This is a genomic window from Pseudomonas fildesensis (assembly GCF_001050345.1).
Lineage (GTDB): Bacteria > Pseudomonadota > Gammaproteobacteria > Pseudomonadales > Pseudomonadaceae > Aquipseudomonas > Aquipseudomonas fildesensis.
The window spans coordinates 53,968-72,224 of record NZ_LFMW01000024.1; the positions used below are offsets into that span (position 1 = coordinate 53,968).

14 protein-coding genes are annotated in these 18,257 nt (G+C 59.9%); 3 read left to right on the plus strand and 11 right to left on the minus strand.

Annotated features, from left to right (window positions below; all coding sequences use genetic code 11):
* Positions 1 to 78 precede the first annotated feature (78 nt).
* The 3 genes from gabD to ACR52_RS26130 all read right to left on the minus strand — a co-directional run bounded on the left by gabD (position 79) and on the right by ACR52_RS26130 (position 4,130).
* On the minus strand, positions 79 to 1,527 hold the full coding sequence (gabD, locus tag ACR52_RS26120) for an NADP-dependent succinate-semialdehyde dehydrogenase (RefSeq protein WP_048730879.1): 1,449 nt from the start codon (positions 1,525 to 1,527) through the stop codon (positions 79 to 81).
* Complete coding sequence (locus ACR52_RS26125; RefSeq protein ID WP_048730882.1) at positions 1,524 to 3,203, minus strand: flavin-containing monooxygenase; 1,680 nt, start codon at positions 3,201 to 3,203, stop codon at positions 1,524 to 1,526. The genes gabD and ACR52_RS26125 overlap by 4 nt, the downstream gene beginning before the upstream one ends.
* A gap of 126 nt (positions 3,204 to 3,329) precedes the next feature.
* Positions 3,330 to 4,130, minus strand: a complete 801-nt coding sequence (locus ACR52_RS26130; RefSeq protein WP_048730884.1) for an SDR family NAD(P)-dependent oxidoreductase — start codon at positions 4,128 to 4,130, stop codon at positions 3,330 to 3,332.
* A 313-nt stretch (positions 4,131 to 4,443) separates the two neighbouring features.
* Here ACR52_RS26130 and ACR52_RS26135 point away from each other — a divergent pair, with 313 nt between their 5' ends.
* Positions 4,444 to 6,312: a sigma-54-dependent Fis family transcriptional regulator gene (locus tag ACR52_RS26135; protein ID WP_048730886.1), complete on the plus strand. Its 1,869-nt coding sequence runs from the start codon at positions 4,444 to 4,446 to the stop codon at positions 6,310 to 6,312.
* Between the two features lie 42 nt (positions 6,313 to 6,354).
* Here the strand turns inward: ACR52_RS26135 and ACR52_RS26140 are convergent, their stop codons facing one another.
* Together ACR52_RS26140 and ACR52_RS26145 are read right to left on the minus strand one after the other, a co-directional pair.
* Positions 6,355 to 7,284, minus strand: coding sequence for an electron transfer flavoprotein subunit alpha/FixB family protein (locus ACR52_RS26140; RefSeq protein WP_048730889.1), 930 nt, complete (start codon positions 7,282 to 7,284; stop codon positions 6,355 to 6,357).
* A 16-nt stretch (positions 7,285 to 7,300) separates the two neighbouring features.
* Positions 7,301 to 8,050 carry an electron transfer flavoprotein subunit beta/FixA family protein gene (locus ACR52_RS26145; protein ID WP_048730891.1) on the minus strand — a complete coding sequence of 250 codons (750 nt, stop codon included), beginning with the start codon at positions 8,048 to 8,050 and terminating at the stop codon, positions 7,301 to 7,303.
* Positions 8,051 to 8,572: 522 nt separating this feature from the next.
* On the opposite strand from ACR52_RS26145, the gene ACR52_RS26150 reads away from it, so the two are divergent.
* Entirely contained in the window at positions 8,573 to 10,237 is a 1,665-nt protein-coding gene (locus ACR52_RS26150) for an electron transfer flavoprotein-ubiquinone oxidoreductase (RefSeq protein WP_048730893.1), read from the plus strand.
* Between the two features lie 178 nt (positions 10,238 to 10,415).
* Here ACR52_RS26150 and ACR52_RS26155 read toward each other — a convergent pair whose 3' ends face one another.
* Entirely contained in the window at positions 10,416 to 11,309 is an 894-nt protein-coding gene (locus ACR52_RS26155; protein WP_048730894.1) for an AraC family transcriptional regulator, read from the minus strand.
* Between the two features lie 221 nt (positions 11,310 to 11,530).
* Here ACR52_RS26155 and ACR52_RS26160 point away from each other — a divergent pair, with 221 nt between their 5' ends.
* Positions 11,531 to 12,583 carry an NAD(P)-dependent alcohol dehydrogenase gene (locus tag ACR52_RS26160; RefSeq protein WP_048730896.1) on the plus strand — a complete coding sequence of 351 codons (1,053 nt, stop codon included), beginning with the start codon at positions 11,531 to 11,533 and terminating at the stop codon, positions 12,581 to 12,583.
* Here the strand turns inward: ACR52_RS26160 and ACR52_RS26165 are convergent, their stop codons facing one another.
* The 5 genes from ACR52_RS26165 to ACR52_RS26185 form a co-directional block, all read right to left on the minus strand.
* On the minus strand, positions 12,584 to 13,387 hold the full coding sequence (locus tag ACR52_RS26165; protein WP_048730897.1) for an IclR family transcriptional regulator: 804 nt from the start codon (positions 13,385 to 13,387) through the stop codon (positions 12,584 to 12,586).
* A 303-nt stretch (positions 13,388 to 13,690) separates the two neighbouring features.
* Positions 13,691 to 14,656 carry an L-arabinose ABC transporter permease AraH gene (gene araH / locus ACR52_RS26170; RefSeq protein ID WP_048731059.1) on the minus strand — a complete coding sequence of 322 codons (966 nt, stop codon included), beginning with the start codon at positions 14,654 to 14,656 and terminating at the stop codon, positions 13,691 to 13,693.
* A 19-nt stretch (positions 14,657 to 14,675) separates the two neighbouring features.
* On the minus strand, positions 14,676 to 16,175 hold the full coding sequence (araG, locus tag ACR52_RS26175; RefSeq protein WP_048730900.1) for an L-arabinose ABC transporter ATP-binding protein AraG: 1,500 nt from the start codon (positions 16,173 to 16,175) through the stop codon (positions 14,676 to 14,678).
* Positions 16,172 to 17,167, minus strand: a complete 996-nt coding sequence (locus ACR52_RS26180; protein ID WP_048730902.1) for a substrate-binding domain-containing protein — start codon at positions 17,165 to 17,167, stop codon at positions 16,172 to 16,174. Before ACR52_RS26180 ends, araG begins: the two co-directional genes overlap by 4 nt.
* 19 nt (positions 17,168 to 17,186) lie before the next feature.
* Positions 17,187 to 18,008, minus strand: coding sequence for an SDR family oxidoreductase (locus ACR52_RS26185; RefSeq protein WP_048730904.1), 822 nt, complete (start codon positions 18,006 to 18,008; stop codon positions 17,187 to 17,189).
* Between the last annotated feature and the right edge of the window lie 249 nt (positions 18,009 to 18,257).

An 18,257-nucleotide genomic window follows, 5' to 3' on the forward strand; every position in this document is an offset into this window, starting at 1 on the left:
CAGCGTTGACCGGACCGCAGGGCAGCGCCCTTGCGGTCACACAAGAAAGCAATCAGTTGAAAAATGGGTCGCTACAGATCAAATGCCGGCCAGGCACAAGTATTTGATCTCCAGGTAATCCTCCAGCCCGTACTTGGAACCTTCCCGGCCGACACCCGACGCCTTGACCCCACCAAACGGCGCGGCTTCGGAACTGATAATCCCGGTGTTGACGCCGACGATGCCGTACTCCAGCGCCTCACCCAAACGAAACACCCGACTCAGGTTCGCGGTGTAGAAATACGCCGCCAGGCCGAATTCGGTGTCGTTGGCTTTAGCGATGACTTCGGCGTCATTGAAGAAGCGAAAGACCGGCGCCAGCGGACCGAACGTCTCTTCTTTGGCGACCCGAGCGGTGTCCGGCACATTCACCAGAATTGTCGGTTCAAAGAAATTGGCGCCTTGGGCATGCGCACCACCGCCCTGAACTACCTTGGCGCCTTTGGCCAACGCATCCTCAATATGCTCGCGCACCTTGGCGACGGCCTTGCCATCGATCAGCGGCCCAAGGGTGACGCCCTCGGTAAACCCGTCGCCTATCTTCAGCGCGCCAACTGCCGAGGCGAGCTTGTCGACAAAGGCGTCATAGACCTTGTCGTGCACATACAGGCGGTTGGCACACACGCAGGTCTGCCCTGCATTGCGAAACTTCGATGCGAGTGCGCCTTCTACGGCAGCGTCCAGATCGGCATCCTCGAACACGATAAAGGGCGCGTTGCCGCCCAGTTCCAGAGAGACTTTCTTTATGTCGTGAGCGCACTTTTCCATGATCTGGCGCCCAATCTCAGTGGACCCCGTGAAGGAAATCTTGCGCACGACCGGGTTGCTGGTCAGTTCCTCAGCAATTTCTGCAGCGGCGCCGGTGACCACTGACAGCACGCCCTTAGGAATGCCTGCCTGTTCGGCGAGGTACACCAGTGCCAATGCCGAGAATGGCGTCTGGGAGGCCGGCTTTATGACCATCGTGCAACCGGCTGCCAGCGCTGGCCCAGCTTTGCGGGTGATCATTGCGCTGGGGAAATTCCACGGCGTAATGGCGGCACATACACCTACGGGCTGTTTGATGACCAGCAAGCGTTTGTCCGTTGCACCTGGAATAATATCGCCGTAGACCCGCTTCCCCTCCTCCGCATACCACTCGATATAAGAGGCGGCGAAGACGATTTCACCCAGCGCCTCAGGCAGCGGCTTGCCCTGCTCCAGCGTCATGATGTGCGCCAGGTCATGCTGGTTTTCAATGATCAAGTCGTACCAGCGGCGTAACGCATTGGCGCGGGCCTTTGCAGATAGCTCACGCCAGGCTGGCAGCGCGTGCTCAGCAGCTGCGATGGCCCGGCGTGTTTCAGCCTTACCCATGCGCGGCACCTCGCCGATGGTAGCGCCCGTTGACGGGTTGCTCACCGTGATCGTGGCTTCGTTGTCTGCAGCCAGCCACTCACCGTCGATAAAGGCTTTATGACGCATGAGTTCGGGGTTGTTCAAGTTCATTGCAGGTTCTCCGTTACGCGACGCTTGGTCGCGCCTTCGACACTGACGGCCTTGAACTTGAAGCCCCGGTAGTCATCGTTCTTGACCGCTGCCAAATGTTCGTTGAAGGCGCCCAAGCCCCCCATGTAGAAATACACCTTGTTGCTTTTGCCGGGGATATTGGCGCCGAAGATCCACGAGTCGGTCTTGGCGAACAGCGTTTGATCGGCAATGTCCTGGCAGGTCTTGCCCCACTCCTGTTCGCTTTGCGCAGAGGGTTCCACGCAAGCCAACTCGTTCTGCTCCATGAAGCCAACCAGATCGGAGACCCACTCCACTTCGGTTTCAATCGTCGGTGGAAGATTGGTAAACGGACCGTTAGGGCCCAGGATCATGAACATATTCGGGAACTTGGCGGTGGCCACCGACAAGTAGCTGGACGGGCCATCAGCCCAGTGATCCTTCATCGAGACGTTATCGCGGCCGCGAATATCGATGCGCTTGTAGTTACCGTCCACGGCGTCAAAACCGGTGGCAAACACCAGCACATCAAGCTCGTGTTCGATGCCGTCGGCCGTGCGAATGCCCTTGGCGGTAATTTCTTCGATCGGGTTGGCCTTGACGTCCACCAGCGACACGTTGGGACGGTTGAAGGTTGCGTAGTAGCCGCTGTCGCACAGAGGGCGCTTGGCGTAGAGATCGCTGGGCATCAACTTGCGTGCCGTTTCCGGGTCCTTGACGATCTCGGCAATTTTCTCGCGAACGAAGTTTTGCGCCTCGATATTGGCCTCTTCACTGGTGGCGATATCGTTAAAGGTCTGGAACATGTAGCGGAAGCCGCCGCCCCCATCCCAAGCACGCTGGAAGATGGCTTTGCGTTCAGCAGCGTCCACGCTCATGGTGGGAATGTCGCTTTCGGGGAAGCCGAACGCCAGACGCGACGACCGCACTTCCTGCCAGATGGCGTCGTAGTTGCGCTTGATGTCGTCGACGTAGTCGCGACTGACTGGGCCGTTGCCCACTGGCACGGTGTATTGAGCGGAGCGTTGGAATACGGTCAGGTGGCCCACGCTCGGTGCGATCGCGGTGATGACCTGGCAACCTGTCGAACCCGTACCAATCACACCTACGCGCTTGCCTTCCAGCACCGCATCGGCGGGCCAGTTGGCGGTGTGATACATGCTCCCCTTGAACTGATCGAGGCCTTTGATCTTGGGCACATTCGTTGCGGACAACAGGCCCAGCGCCGTTACCAGGTACTTGGCGCTGTATTGATGACCGTCATCGGCCGTGACCAGCCAGCGGCTGCTTTGCTCGTCGAACACGGCGGCGGTAATGCCTGTTTCGAGCTGGATATCGCGACGCAGGTCATGGCGATCCACCGCGTGGTTCAGGTAGGACAGGATCTGCGGCTGGGTCAGGTAACGCGTGGTGATGTCCCATTCCTGACACAGTTCGCGGTCCCAGGAGAAGCAATAGACAAACGATTCACTGTCGGATAGCGCGCCGGGGTAGCGGTTCCAGAACCAGGTACCGCCGATGCCGCCGGCCTTGTCGAAGGCGCGCACTTTCAAGCCCAATTCATCACGCAATTTCTTGAGCATGTAAATGCCGCCGAAACCTGCGCCGATCACAATGGCGTCGTAGTTGATAACGTCGGTGCCAACGGAACGTTTGGCCAGAACTGTAGTTGTCATTATGTTCTCCTGTTTCGATCAATGCGCCTGCAGGCTTCAACTCAAATACAAAGCTGCAGGCAAGCCGTATCCGCTCCCCTGAATATGGATTCAGCGGACATAAACTTGATTAGTGAACGGGGTCAGTTAGAGCGAGAAGCCGCCATCAACAGCGATCGCCTGCCCGGTAACGTGTGGCGCGCACGCCAGGTAAACAGCCAATTGGCCCATGTCTTCCACGGTTTGCGCTTCCCCTTGAGGCAGCAGGCTGGACTGATGCCGCTCCCAGGATTGCACTTCGGTTTCGCCGGGTTGCGCCCAACGCGCGGAAAGCCCCTCATCACCGCGCCACATACCAGTGCCCACCACACCAGGGCAAAGGGCGTTAACCGTGATGCCTTCGCGGGCAACTTCCTTGGCAAAGGCGTTGGTAAAGCCAATCACGGCGAATTTGGAGGCGCTGTAATGGGAAAGGTCCGGGAAACCGACTTTGCCGGCAATCGAGGCCAAGTTGATGATGCGGCCGAAGTTATGCTCGCGCATCAGTTTGAGTTCGGCCTGGCAGCAGAGGAATACGCCACGGGCGTTGATGTTCATGATGCGGTCCCACTCGCTGACGGCCAACTCATCGACACGACCGAGGCTGACCACGCCTGCGTTGTTGACCGCCACATCCAGACGGCCAAATTGCGCCCTGACCTGCTCGATCAAACTGGCGACACTCTCGGGTTTGCTGACATCAACTTGCAGGGCCACAGCCCGACGACCCTGGGCCTGGACCAAGGCGGCAGCTTCTTGCGCGATTCCCAAGTCGTAATCGGCCAGCACCAGGTCTGCGCCCGCCTGGGCGAGGCTCAGCGCAATACCCTGGCCAATGCCACGGCCAGCGCCTGTTACCAGGGCAACCTTGCCGTCCAGGGAGAAATTCACAGCGTTGAATTCGCTCATGTACTGCCTCTGTCTTTATTGTTGTTGAGATGCGACCGTTCGACGCGGCCTGCTGAGACTGACAGAGCAAGTCGGATGCCAACACTTGGATACCCGGCCACAACGCCCGGAATAGAGCGCTAAACACGTAATTTTTCACAACCACCATGCCAGCCGCCGCAAGACATAACCGCTCGTGTCTCCCGTGGGACGCTGCGAATGCTGAGCGGTTATGTCTCACCGGCACCGGCTGACGGAATCAGCTTGAAGGGATTGGCCAAGCCGCCTTTAATGGCCATCAACAGAAAAATAAGATCTAACCTTCGGAGGTACCATGTCCTCTGGTTTTTCGAAGACTCATGTGGAACACGTGAGTCGCGTACTGCGCACTGCCCAGAATGCCCCGACGCTGCCGGTGCCCAACGCCATCCTCGATTCCTGGCGTCGCTCGGTACAGCATTACAAGCTCGACCCGGGGTCCTTACAGGGGCCCAGGGTGCTGGAGGCTCACCAGATCATTGAGCACCGCCAGCGAGTGGACGATTTCCTGCACCTGGCAGGTGATGAAATGTCACGGCTGCACAGTCGCGTTCGCGACGCCGACTACTGTGTGATGCTCACCGATACGCAGGGATGTACCGTCGACTACCGGATCGACTCGGCCCTGCGCGGCGAGTACCGCCGCTCCGGCATGGACGTCGGCACCTGCTGGTCGGAGAAAGAAGAAGGCACGACGGCTGTCAGCGCGGTGCTAATCGACAAATTGCCGGTCACCGTGCACAAGCTCGATCATTTCCGTGCAGCGTTTATTGGCAATACCTGCTCTGCGGCGCCGATATTTTCACCCAGCGGCGAGATCCTGGCGGTATTGGACGTTTCTTCAGTGCGTGCTCCGGATGACCGGCGTAGTCAGCATTTGATTCGGCAAATGGTCATTCAAAGTGCTACCGAACTCGAAAATGCGTACTTCATGTACAGCACCCAAGACCTCTGGGTATTACGCGCACACCCCCTGCCGGGTTACGTCGACAGCCAACCGCAATGCCTGTTCGCCTGGAACCGGGATGGCCGCATAAAAGCTCTCAACCCCGCAGCGCGGCGACTGCTGTTACAGCGTTGTGGCCGAATCCCCGCCCATATTGACGAAGCCTTTGCCTCAGCAAAGCTGCCCGCCGCCGGGGACGACAACATCCACTTTTTGCCGTCGATGGGGTTGCACGTGCGCCTCAAGGCGCCCCGCCGCCCCATAAGCTCCCCACTGGCCAGCAGCCCGTCCTCAGCGCTGGACCCCAAGGTTGCGCAGGCGATGGAGCTGGCGGTACGCGTCAAGGATCGCGGTTTGCCTGTGCTGATCCATGGTGAGACCGGTGCGGGCAAAGAGTTTTTTGCCCTGCAACTGCATGCCGCGAGCAAACGTCGAGACAAGCCCTTTGTCGCAGTGAACTGTGCAGCGATTCCCGAAAGCTTGATTGAGAGTGAATTGTTCGGTTATGCCGCTGGCGCTTTTACCGGCGCTTCGACCAAAGGCATGCGGGGTCTGTTGCAGCAGGCTGACGGCGGCACGTTGTTTCTCGATGAAATCGGCGACATGCCCCTTGCCCTGCAAACCCGCCTATTGCGAGTACTCAGCGAAGGTGAAGTGGCGCCGTTGGGCGGTGCACGCACCCAGGCCATCGATATTCAGGTGGTTTGTGCCAGCCACCGCGATATTGGCACGCTGGTTGAAGCCGGCAGCTTTCGTGAAGACTTGTTTTTCCGCCTGAGCGGTGCACGCTTCGATATACCGCCACTGCGTGAACGCAAAGACAAACTGGCGTTGATCAACACACTGCTGAACGACGAGTGCGAGCGCTCCGGCGAGCGTGTGGAACTGAGCGAATCTGCACTGGAAATGCTGTTGAATTACAGCTGGCCGGGCAATATGCGACAACTGCACCACGTGCTGCGATACGCGTGTGCCGTGTGTAAAAGCCCGGTGATCGGAGTGGATGATCTGCCAGTGACACTCGGTGCGAGTGCGCCGGTAAAGGGACCGGAGACCGTCAGTGGCAGCCCGGAACGCCAGGCGCTGATTGACACACTTGTGCGCAATCGCTGGAAACCGCTGTTGGCCGCGCGAGAACTGGGGATTTCCCGTGCAACGCTATACCGCAAAGTCAACTTGCATGGCATCACAATGCCTGGCAAGGGTTCGTACGACTGAGCCTGCGGCAGACGAACTCTTTGCTCGCCTGCCGCTGGATCCTTACAGTGCCTGCTGCAGCGCAGGTACGGCTTCGAACAAATCCGCCACCAGGCCGTAATCAGCCACCTGGAAGATCGGTGCTTCTTCGTCCTTGTTGATCGCAACGATCACTTTGGAGTCTTTCATACCGGCCAAATGCTGGATCGCGCCGGAGATACCGACGGCGATGTACAGCTGTGGCGCAACGATTTTGCCGGTCTGGCCGACCTGCATGTCGTTGGGTACGAAACCTGCGTCGACGGCCGCGCGGGAAGCGCCGACCGCAGCGCCCAGCTTGTCGGCCAGGGCGTACAGGTGTTTGAAGTTGTCACCGTTCTGCATGCCACGACCGCCGGAAACGACGATTTTGGCAGCGGTCAGCTCAGGACGATCCGACTTGGCCAGTTCTTCGCCAACGAAGCTGGAAATGCCAGCGTCGTGGGCAGCCGCAACGGCTTCAACAGCAGCCGAACCACCTTCAGCAGCAACCGGGTCGAAACCGGTGGCACGCACGGTGATCACTTTGATGGCAGCGGTCGATTGCACGGTGGCAATAGCGTTACCGGCATAGATCGGGCGCTTGAAGGTGTCGGCGCTTTCTACCGAGATAATCTCGGAGATCTGGTCAACGTCCAGTTGCGCAGCAACGCGCGGCAGGATGTTTTTGCCGTTGGAGGTCGCGGCAGCCAGGATGTGGCTGTAACCGGCGCCCAGCTCAGTAATCAGAGGGGCAACGTTTTCCGGCAACTGGTGAGCGTAGGCCGCGTTATCGGCGACCAATACTTTGCTCACACCAGCGATTTTTGCAACGGCTTCAGCCACGGCGCCAACGTTCTGGCCTGCGACCAGAACGTGGATATCACCACCGATTTTGGCGGCTGCGGCGACAGTGTTCAGGGTGGCCGGGGCCAGCACCTTGTTGTCGTGTTCTGCGAGTACCAAGATAGTCATGATTCGGCTCCCCAATTCAAAGCACCTTCGCTTCGTTTTTCAGTTTCTCGACCAGTTCAGCCACCGACTTGACCTTGATGCCTGCGCTGCGTGCAGCCGGCGCTTCAACTTTCACGGTCTTGTTGGTGGAGGCGGTGGAAACGCCCAAAGCATCCGGAGTCAGCACTTCGAGAGGCTTCTTCTTGGCTTTCATGATGTTTGGCAGGGACGCATAGCGCGGCTCGTTCAAACGCAGGTCGGTGGTGACGATGGCCGGCAGTTTCAGGGAAACCGTCTGTGCGCCGCCGTCGATTTCGCGGGTGACGGCAACGCTGTCGCCGCTCACTTCGACTTTCGAGGCGAAGGTGCCCTGGCCGTAACCGGTCAGTGCAGCCAGCATCTGGCCAGTCTGGTTGTTGTCGCTGTCGATGGCCTGTTTGCCGAGGATCACCAACTGAGGCTGTTCCTTGTCGACAACGGCTTTGAGCAGCTTGGCAACGGCCAGGGAGGTCAGCTCTTCAGCGGACTCAACCAGCACGGCGCGGTCGGCGCCCAGTGCCAGCGCGGTACGCAGCTGCTCTTGAGCAGTGGTCGGGCCGATGGAAACCACGACGATTTCAGTTACCACGCCTTTCTCTTTCAGGCGTACGGCTTCTTCCACGGCGATTTCGCAGAAAGGGTTCATCGACATCTTGACGTTAGCGAGGTCGACGCCGGAATTGTCCGCCTTGACGCGAACTTTCACGTTGTAATCGACAACGCGTTTGACAGCTACAAGAACCTTCATGGATTCCTCGTTACTCTCCGGTGAAAAGAAAGTCGCCTAGGCGAACCTGGCGGTTTGATGCTCATCGGCACACAAGGGCACCTCCAAAAACCTCAGCGGACTGACGCACATGGGATAGCGATGACCGTTCGTCAGTGGTGACCGAGAGGTCATTCTTTATCGCGGCGTGTAAACTGCGTGCCATCGTTTGGCACACATGCCTTTAGCCTGTCTTTGGACGTGCTCTTGAAACCTGCAGTCTGCCTACGGTAAGCGCAAAACCGACCGTATATTGACCGGAACACCTATTCTGGTCAATACAGCAAAATGGTCAGTCATAAGCCGCGTTGCTTTGATTTATCTAGCCTGCGGGCAATTCAAACAAACGTTTGTATTGGACGCTGCCAGTGGTGTAGATATAATGCGCCACCTAGAGAGAAAGGTGGGTCATCCCCTGCCCTTAGATGCAGCGATGGCGGACGCGACACCGAACCTCCACCCATTAGAAAAAAAGCCTGTTGAGCCTTGAGTAGGAGATAGCCTGTGGAACGCGAATACATGGAATTCGACGTGGTCATCGTCGGCGCCGGCCCGGCGGGCCTGTCTGCCGCCTGCCGACTGAAGCAGAAGGCCGCCGAAGCCGGTAAGGAAATCAGCGTCTGCGTGGTCGAGAAAGGCTCCGAAGTCGGCGCGCATATCCTCTCCGGTGCCGTGTTTGAACCCCGCGCCCTGAACGAACTGTTCCCGGACTGGAAAGCGCTCGGCGCCCCGCTCAACACCCCCGTTGTGCGCGATGACATCTATGTACTGCGCAGCGCCGACACCTCCACCAAGGTGCCTGACTTCTTTGTGCCCAAGACCATGCACAACGAAGGCAACTACATCATCTCCCTGGGCAACCTGTGCCGCTGGCTGGCCCAGCAGGCTGAAAACCTCGGCGTGGAAGTCTACCCGGGCTTCGCCGCCCAGGAAGCGTTGTTCGACGAAAACGGCGTGGTACGCGGGATCATCACCGGTGACCTCGGTGTCGACCGCGAAGGCAACCCGAAAGAAGGCGTCTACACCCCGGGCATGGAACTGCGTGGCAAGTACACGCTGTTCGCCGAAGGTTGCCGTGGCCACATCGGCAAGCAACTGATCCAGCGCTTCAACCTGGACAGCGACGCCGATGCCCAGCACTACGGCATCGGCCTGAAGGAAATCTGGGAAATCGACCCGGCCAAACACCAGCCAGGCCTGGTGGTGCACACTGCCGGTTGGCCGCTGGACATCATGAGCAACGAGAACACCGGCGGCTCGTTCCTCTATCACCTGGAAAACAACCAGGTGGTTGTGGGCCTTATCGTCGACCTGTCCTACAGCAACACCTTCCTGTCGCCGTTCGACGAGTTCCAACGCCTCAAGCATCACCCGGTGCTGGCCCAGTACCTGGAAGGCGGCAAGCGCATCAGCTACGGCGCGCGTGCCCTGGCCAAAGGCGGCATCAACTCGTTGCCGAAGATGGTGTTCAAGGGCGGCGCATTGATCGGCTGTGACCTGGGCACCATGAACGTGGCCAAGATCAAGGGCAGCCACACCGCGATGAAGTCCGGCATGCTGGCCGCCGACGCCGTCTCCGAGCGCCTGTTCGCCGACTCTGAAGGCGGCGACGAACTGACCAACTACGTCGACAGTTTCAAATCCAGCTGGCTCTATGAAGAGCTGTTCGCCAGCCGCAACTTCGGCCCGGCAATGCACAAGTTCGGCCCGATCATCGGCGCCGGCTTCAACTGGTTCGACCAGAACATCCTGGGCGGCAAGATGCCGTTCACCCTGCACGACACCAAGCCGGACTACGCCTGCCTCAAGCTGGCCAAAGACAGCAAAAAGATCAACTATCCAAAACCCGACGGCAAGCTGAGCTTCGACAAGCTGAGCTCGGTGTTCATCTCCGGCACCAACCACGAAGAAGAGCAGCCGTGCCACTTGAAGCTCAAGGATCCGAGCATCCCGATCAGCACCAACCTGCCGCTCTACGATGAACCGGCGCAGCGCTACTGCCCGGCTGGTGTGTATGAAGTGGTGACCAAGGAAGACGGCGAGAAGCGCTTCCAGATCAACGCCCAGAACTGCGTGCACTGCAAGACCTGTGACATCAAGGACCCTTCGCAGAACATCACTTGGGTTACGCCGGAAGGCGCGGGCGGGCCGACTTACCCGAATATGTAAGGCGGCTGCTTGACCAAAAAGGCTCTCAAACGAGGGCCTTTTTTGTGCGAGCGATTCGGTCAAATGTGGGAGGGGGCTTGCTCCCGATGGCAGTGGATCAGTCAGTACATCTGTGACTGACCCACCGCCATCGGGAGCAAGCCCCCTCCCACATTTTTAATCCCACGGTTCAGTAGGATTATGCAGCGCGCTCTTCACCTGGGTTACGCTCGAAATAGCGCTTATATTCCCGGCTGAACTGCGAAGTACTCTGATACCCCACATTGTGCGCCGCCTGCGCCACGCCCATGCCTTGCACCAGCAGCAACTGCTGGGCCTTGAGCAGGCGCAAACGCTTGAGGTACTGCACCGGCGACAACAAGGTGCAACGCTTGAAATGCTCATGAAACGTCGACGCGCTCATGTGCGCATAACCGGCGAGTGTCTCGATGTTCAGCGGCTCGGCGTAATGGGCATGCAGGTGATTCAACGAGGTGGCGATACGCGAAAACTGGCCCTGTTGCTCCACCAACGCGCGCAACACATCCGCCTGCGGCCCGCGCAACGCCGTGAACAACAATTCGCGCACCCGCGCCGGGCCCATGATCCGGCTCTCCAGCGGATCGTGCAGGCACTGCAGCAGCCGCTCGACACAACCACGCATCGCATCATCGAGCACCACCGAACTCATCGACTCCAGGGTCTGCGCCGTTGGCGGCGGCCCGGCCTGAATGCCCATGGCCATCACCAACTCCCCCAGCACCACCCGGTCAATCCCCACCGTGATGCCCAGCAGCGGAGCATCGGGCGCCAGGGCGAACGTCTCGCACTCAAACGGCACCGGCATCGCCTGGATCAGGTAGTGGCCGGCGCCATACTCCAGCGTCCGTGGCCCCAGATAAGCGACTTTGCTGCCCTGGGCAACGAACATCAGGCTCGGCTCATAGATCTGCGGCCCGCGCGCCACGTCGCAACTGGCGCGCAGCACTTGCACGCCAGGCAGGTTGGTCGGGGAGAAGCCGTCGCAAGGCGTCAGCCTCTCGATCAAGGAAACCAGCGTGGCGTTGGCGTCGAGGTGGCGGGTCAACAACATAAAAGCAGTTCTCGGGAATTTTCTGATCTGGCCGTCTGCAAGCTTCAAGCCTCAAGCTGCAAGAGAGCGTGCAGTTTATAGCGTGCAGCTCGAGACTTGACGCTTTTAGCTGCTCCTCCGGAGCTTTAGGCATGAGACTCGGAGCAATCGCCATGGCCGTCCGGAGGGTCGGCGCGGAAAATGGCCCACCTCACTTGTCACTGTTTTTGCGAGGTTTGCTCATGTACACCGCTATCGGTTACGCCGCCCAGTCGGCCACCACCCCCCTCGCCCCCATGTCCTTTGAACGCCGCAGCCCTCGCGCCGATGACGTGGCGATCGAGATTCTCTACTGCGGCGTCTGCCACTCCGACATTCACCAGGCGCGCAACGAATGGGGCATCGCCGTGTACCCTTTGATGCCGGGCCACGAGATTGTCGGCAAGGTCACCGCCGTCGGCGCCAGCGTCACCGCGCATAAAGTCGGCGACCTGGTCGGCGTGGGCTGCATGGTCGACTCGTGCCGTCACTGCGACGCGTGCAAATCGGACCTGGAGCAATACTGCCTCGAAGGCCCGACTATGACCTACGCCACCCCGGACCGGGTCGATGGCAGCAACACCATGGGCGGCTACTCCGACAGCATCGTGGTCAGCGAGCACTTCGTGGTGAAGATCCCGGCCAAGCTGGACCTGGCCAGCGCCGCGCCGATCCTGTGTGCGGGCATCACCACCTACTCGCCGCTCAAGCACTACGGCGTAAAAGCCGGCGATAAAGTCGGCATCCTCGGCATGGGTGGCCTGGGCCACATGGGCATCAAGTTCGCCAAGGCCATGGGCGCGCAAGTCACGCTGTTCACCCGCTCCGCGAGCAAGGCCGAAGAAGGCCGTCGCCAGGGCGCCGATCACGTGATCGTGTCCACCGATGCCGAACAGATGAAAGCTGCTGCCGGGCACTTCGACTTCCTGCTGGACACCATCCCGGTGCAGCACGACTTGAACCCCTACCTCGACGTGCTGCGCTTTGACGGCGTGCATATCCTGGTCGGTTTGATCGAGCCGGTGGACCCGCCCGTCAATGCTGCCAAGCTGGTATTGGGCCGTAAAGTGCTGGCCGGCTCGTTGATCGGCGGCATTGCCGAGACCCAGGAAGTGCTGGATTTCTGCGCCGAGCATGGCATCACCTGCGACATCGAAATGCTCGACATCCGCCAGATCAACGAAGCCTACACCCGCATGATTGCCGGTGATGTGAAGTACCGCTTCGTGATCGACATGGCGACCTTGAAGGCCTGATCAAGCCTTCGCGCCCAACTCCGCTGAAAGCCTTGCTGCCACCTGCTTGATCACCGGAATCAGCTCGGCCATTTTCTCCAGCGGCATATAGGGCACGGTACTGGCAATGCTGATGCCGGCGACGATTCGCCGGCTCGCATCGCGCACCGGGGCCGCGACGCAACGGATCGACGGTTCGTTGTCTTCCAGATCGAACGCATAATCGCCCACCACGTATTCACGCATGCGCTGCTCGAACTGCGCCCAGGATTGCTCCGGGTGCTGCGGCCATTGCAGGTTTTTCCCACCCGTCGGCAGGCTGACTTCGTACAGGCGCTGCCACTCCTCCACACTCTCATCCAGCAGCAAGGCCTTGCCGATGCCAGTGCGCGCCAGCGGCATGCGATGGCCAACCCGCGAGCGCATTTCCGGGCCGTAGCGGCCAGGGTTCTTGTGCAGGTAGAGCACGTCGTCGTACTCGCGAATCGCCAGGTGGATGGTGTCGCCGGTAAGCGCCGACAACTCGTCCAGGTACGGCACTGCCAGGGTCACCAACGGCAGCTCTTCGCGCGCCTGAAACCCAAGCTCAATCAGCTTCGGCCCCAGCAGGTAGCCGACTTGCGGCACAACGCGCAGGTAACGCTCTTCCACCAGGCAACTGGCCAGGCGGTGCGTGGTGCTGCGGGTGGTGCCGATGCGCTTTGCGATCTCTTTCAGATCCCGCGCACCGGCCGCCACTGCTTGCACCACGCCCAGGCCACGCAGCAGGGTCTGGGTGCCGGTGGGAGCGGCGTCTTTGACGGGAATGTGGGCGTTTTCCTGCATATCGAGCCTATGTGGTGGTACGAAAACGGCGAGCATTATGGTCTGTGGGGCCTGTTGTGGCGAGCAAGCATGTTGTGGTGGCGAGCTTGCTTGTTGTGGCGAGCGGGCTTGCCCCGCGTTGGGCAGCGAAGCGGCCCTAAAACCAAGCGCCGCGTTTTACCAGACAAATCGCGGTGACTTTACTGGGGCCGCTTCGCGCCCCAACGCGGGACAAGCCCGCTCGCCACAACAATCCCGCTCGCCACCACAACCTCACTAGCCACAACAAGCACCGCTCGCCACAGAAAGCATGTCAACGGCAACCTAGCGTTGTTTCATACGGTCGATGATGACCGCCAGCAACAGGATCGAACCCCGGATCACGTATTGGTAGAAGGTGTCGATGTTCTTCAGGTTCATCGCGTTCTCGATGATCGCCAGGATCAGCACACCGGCGATCACATGGCGGATCATGCCGATGCCGCCACTCAACGACACCCCGCCCAGCACGCAGGCGGAAATCACTGTCAGCTCGAAGCCCTGGCCGATCATCGGTTGGCCCGAAGTCATACGTGAGGCGAGGATCACCCCGGCCAGCGCCCCGATCAAACCGTGCACGGCAAAGATGATGATCTTGGTGCGGTCGACGTTCACCCCGGCGAGCAACGCTGCTTCCTGGTTGCCGCCGATGGCCATGGTGTTGCGCCCGTAGGTGGTGTAGTTGAGCAGCCAGCCGAAGAACACAAAGCACAGCACAGTGATGATGATGGGCACCGGCACGCCCATCAGTTGGCCGTTGCCGAACACGAAGAAGCGCTCGTCCATCACCCCCACCGCCTTGCCGTTAGAGAAGATGTAGGCCAGGCCCCGCACGATCTGCATCGTCGCCAGGGTCGCAATCAACGCGTTGATGCGCAGCTTGGCGATGACGATGCCATTAATCAGCCCTACCACCAGGCCCATGGCCAGCGCTGCCGAAACGCCGAGCACCACGCTGTCGGTGTCGCGAATCACGATCCCCGCCACCACGCCGGCGCAGGCGATCACCGAGCCCACCGACAAGTCGAAGTGCCCTGACGCCAGGCAGAACAGCATGGTGCACGCCGCGATGCCCACGGTGGAAATCGCCAGGCCCAGGCCACGCATGTTCAGCGGTGAAAGGAAGTTGTCGATAAACAGCGCGCTGAGCACAAAGATGCCCAACGCGGCCAACAGCATCACCCAATCATCCAGAAACTTGCGCTGGTTGAAACCCGGCCAAAAGCCCTTTGCAGTTTTTACCTGAGACATACCTGTGCCCTCGAATTCTTCAAGCCCGCGTACGCGGGAGTGCCAGTTGCAGCAACCGTGCTTCATCCGCTTGGTCGCGGGTTAATTCGCCGGTCAAGGCGCCTTCGCTCATGACCAGGATGCGGTCGGAGATGCCCATCACTTCCATCAGGTCGCTGGACACCACGATCACCGCAATGCCGCTGGCCGCCAGGTTATGGATGATCTGGTAGATCTCCGACTTGGCGCCGATGTCGATGCCGCGCGTCGGTTCATCCAGCAGCAAGACCTTCATCGGCATCGACAGCCAGCGGCCAAGAATGGCCTTCTGCTGGTTGCCGCCCGACAGGTACATGATTTTCTGTTCGGCGTTCGGCGTTTTGACTTTCAGCGCCTTGATCTGCGTGTCGGCATTGCCCTTCTCCCAACCGTCGCGCAACAGCCAGCCAAACGCGGCATGAGCGCCACGGGCACTGATGTTGATGTTTTCGGCGACGCTTGCGAGCGGGATGATGCCCTCCTTCTTGCGGTCTTCCGGGCACAGCAACACGCCACCGGCGATGGCGTCGCGCGGTGAGCGCAATTGCAGGGTTTGCCCGCAGAGTTCCAGGTGCCCGGCGGTGGTGCGTTCGAGGCCACTGAGCAACCGCAGTAACTCGGTACGCCCCGCGCCGACCAACCCGAACAGCCCAAGAATCTCGCCTTTGTGCACCTGGAAACTGACCGGCTCACGCAAGCCCGGGCCGAGCAAACCGTCGACTTTCAGCGCCACGTCACCCTGCTCGCGCGGGCGATAGTCATAGATGTCCTGGATGTCGCGCCCGACCATGCAGGTCACCAACTGGTCGTGGGTCAGCGTGGCCATGTCGTCAAACGTGCGCACGTAGCGGCCGTCCTTGAACACCGTCACCGCATCGCAAATACGGAACACTTCTTCCATGCGGTGCGACACGTACAACACCACTTTGCCCTCGTCGCGCAGGCGCGTGATGATCGCCATCAACCGGTCTATTTCCCGCGCGGAGAGGCTGCTGGTGGGCTCATCGAACGCAATCACATGGGCGCCACGAGACAGCGCCTTGGCGATTTCCACCAATTGGCGCTGGCCCAGCGACAATCGCCCGAGCTTCTCCTGCGGGTCGATTTCATCGGCCAAGCCCTTGAGGCACGCCAGCGCCTGCTTGCGCAGCAAACCGCCGTTGACCACACCGAAGCGCGACGGCAAATGCCCGAGGAACAGGTTCTCGGCGACGGTCATTTCCGGCACCAGATGCAGCTCTTGGTGGATCACCGCAACACCACTGGCGATGCTGTCGGCCGCAGATTTGAAGTCCATGGTCTGCTCGCCGATGTGCACTGTGCCGCTGCTTGGCAGGTAGGCGCCGCCGAGGATTTTCAACAGCGTCGACTTGCCGGCGCCGTTCTCGCCCATCAGCGCGTGCACCGAGTGCGGCCGCGCTTCAAAGCTGATCTGCGCCAGGGCTTTCACCCCGGGAAACTCCTTGCCGATCCCGTTGAAGCGCAGGGCCGCGCCGGTCATTTCCACAGCCCGATTTTGCTCAACTCGTCCTTGAAGTTTGCGCGGGTGATCAGGGTGACGTTGTCGAGGGCGGTGAACTTGGCGGGCTCAATGCCCTTGGTGACCCACTCGAACATCGCCGTCGCGGTTTTGTAGCCCGACGCGTCAGGGCTCAGCAGCATCGAACCGTAGAAGCCGGTGTCGGTTTTTTTCAATTCTTCGATGGCATCGGTGCCGTTGATACCGACACCGATCACATTCGCCGCCTTGAAGCCGGCGCTTTCGGTCGCGCGGACGCCGCCGAGCACGGTGCTGTCGTTCATGCCGCCGATGATCAGGTTTTTTGCGCCGCTGGGCAGTTTCACCAGGGCGGAGTTGGTGGAGTCCATGCTGCCCGGCACGTCGAGGGTTTTCTGTGCGCTGAACAGGATATGGTCGGCGGGCAGGCCTGCAGCCTTGAGGCCTTCTACCGAGCCGTCGGTGCGTTTTTTGCCGGTTTCCAGCTCGTCGAAAGTGTTGATGACAGCGTAGGTTTCTTTCCAGTCCCAGTTGCGTTTTTTCGCTTCGGTGGCCATGGCCTCACCCTGTTTCTGGCCGATCTTGTAGGCATCGAGGCCGACGTAGGGCACGTCTTCCATGGGCTTGCCCTTGGCGTCGACGAACCGGTCATCCACCGCCAGCACTTTCAAACCGTTGAGCTTGGCCTTGGCCATGATCGCCGGGCCGAGGGACACGTCCGGCGGGCAGATCACAAAACCCTTGGCGCCGTTTGCGGCGAGGGTGTCGATGGCCGACAGGGTTTTTTCGCCGTCGGGCACGGCGATCTTGATCACGGTGAAGCCCTGGTCCTTGCCGGCTTTTTCGGCGAAAGCCCATTCGGTCTGGAACCAGGGTTCTTCGGCCTGTTTGACCAGGAAGCCGATCTTCACTTCTTCGGCCGATACGATGCCGCTGAAAGCCATCGCGAGCGCCAAGGCGCCTAGTGTCTTCTTGAACCTGTTTTTTACACGCATGGGGCACCTCTTGTTGTTTTTAGTCGTGGTACATCACAGAACGCCCGCCATCGATCATCAGGCAGGTTGCATTGATAAAAGGCGCCTCGTCAGTCGCCAAAAACAGCGCCGTCATAGCCACCTCAATGGGTTGGCCGATGCGCTTGGGCGGGTGCAGGTCGAACGCGCGCTGGCGCTCGGCGTGGGGATCGGCGAAACCGTTCCAGTAGTCGACGTTGAGCTGGGTCTCGATATAGCCCGGCGCGATGGCATTCACGCGGATGCCCTTGGGCGCGTATTCGATGCCGAGGGCACGGGTCAGCCCGAGCAGGCCGTGCTTGGCGACGGGGTAGGGAAAACAGCCGGGGATGATGTGGCTGGAATGGGTGGAGGCGATGTTGATGATGTTGCCGATGCCCTGCTCAATCATGTGCGGCAACACGCTACGGCAACCGTACCAGGCGCCGTCGAGGTCGATAGCAAAGCAGCGGCGCCAATCTTCGTCGGTCATCTCCAGCGGGTCGCGGAACACATTGACCCCGGCGCAGTTGACCAGCACGTCCACGCGACCGAAGCGCTCGATAGCCAGATTGACCAGCGCCTGCCATTGGTCTTTTGAAGTGATATCGACGGGGTGCGCGACAATCTCGGCACCGTGTTCGCGCCAGTGAGCGGCGACTTTCTCGACCTTTTCGCCCTGGATATCCGCGATGACCAGACGCGCCTGCTGGGCCTGGAAACAGGCGACAATCGCCTCGCCAATGCCCTGGGCGGCGCCGGTGATGATCACCACCTTGTTTTTCAGCCGCTCGCCGTAAGTCGGCTCGGGTACGGCGGGTAATGACAGCGGTTGTGCCTGCATCGCTTCACCTGTTTTATTTTTGGTAGTGAGTGCTGATGCAGCCGACTATAAACCCAGACCCTGAAATATCTCAATATATAAATTTGCATCCCATATAGTGAGATAAAACACAAAAAAACCAGCGTTTCAGGACCAATGCCAAACAGTCAAAAGCGAACGCTGTACCTGTGGCGAGGGAGCTTGCTCCCGCTGGGGCGCGAAGCGACCCTAAAAATGGGCCTGCTGCGCAGTCCAGCGGGAGCAAGCTCC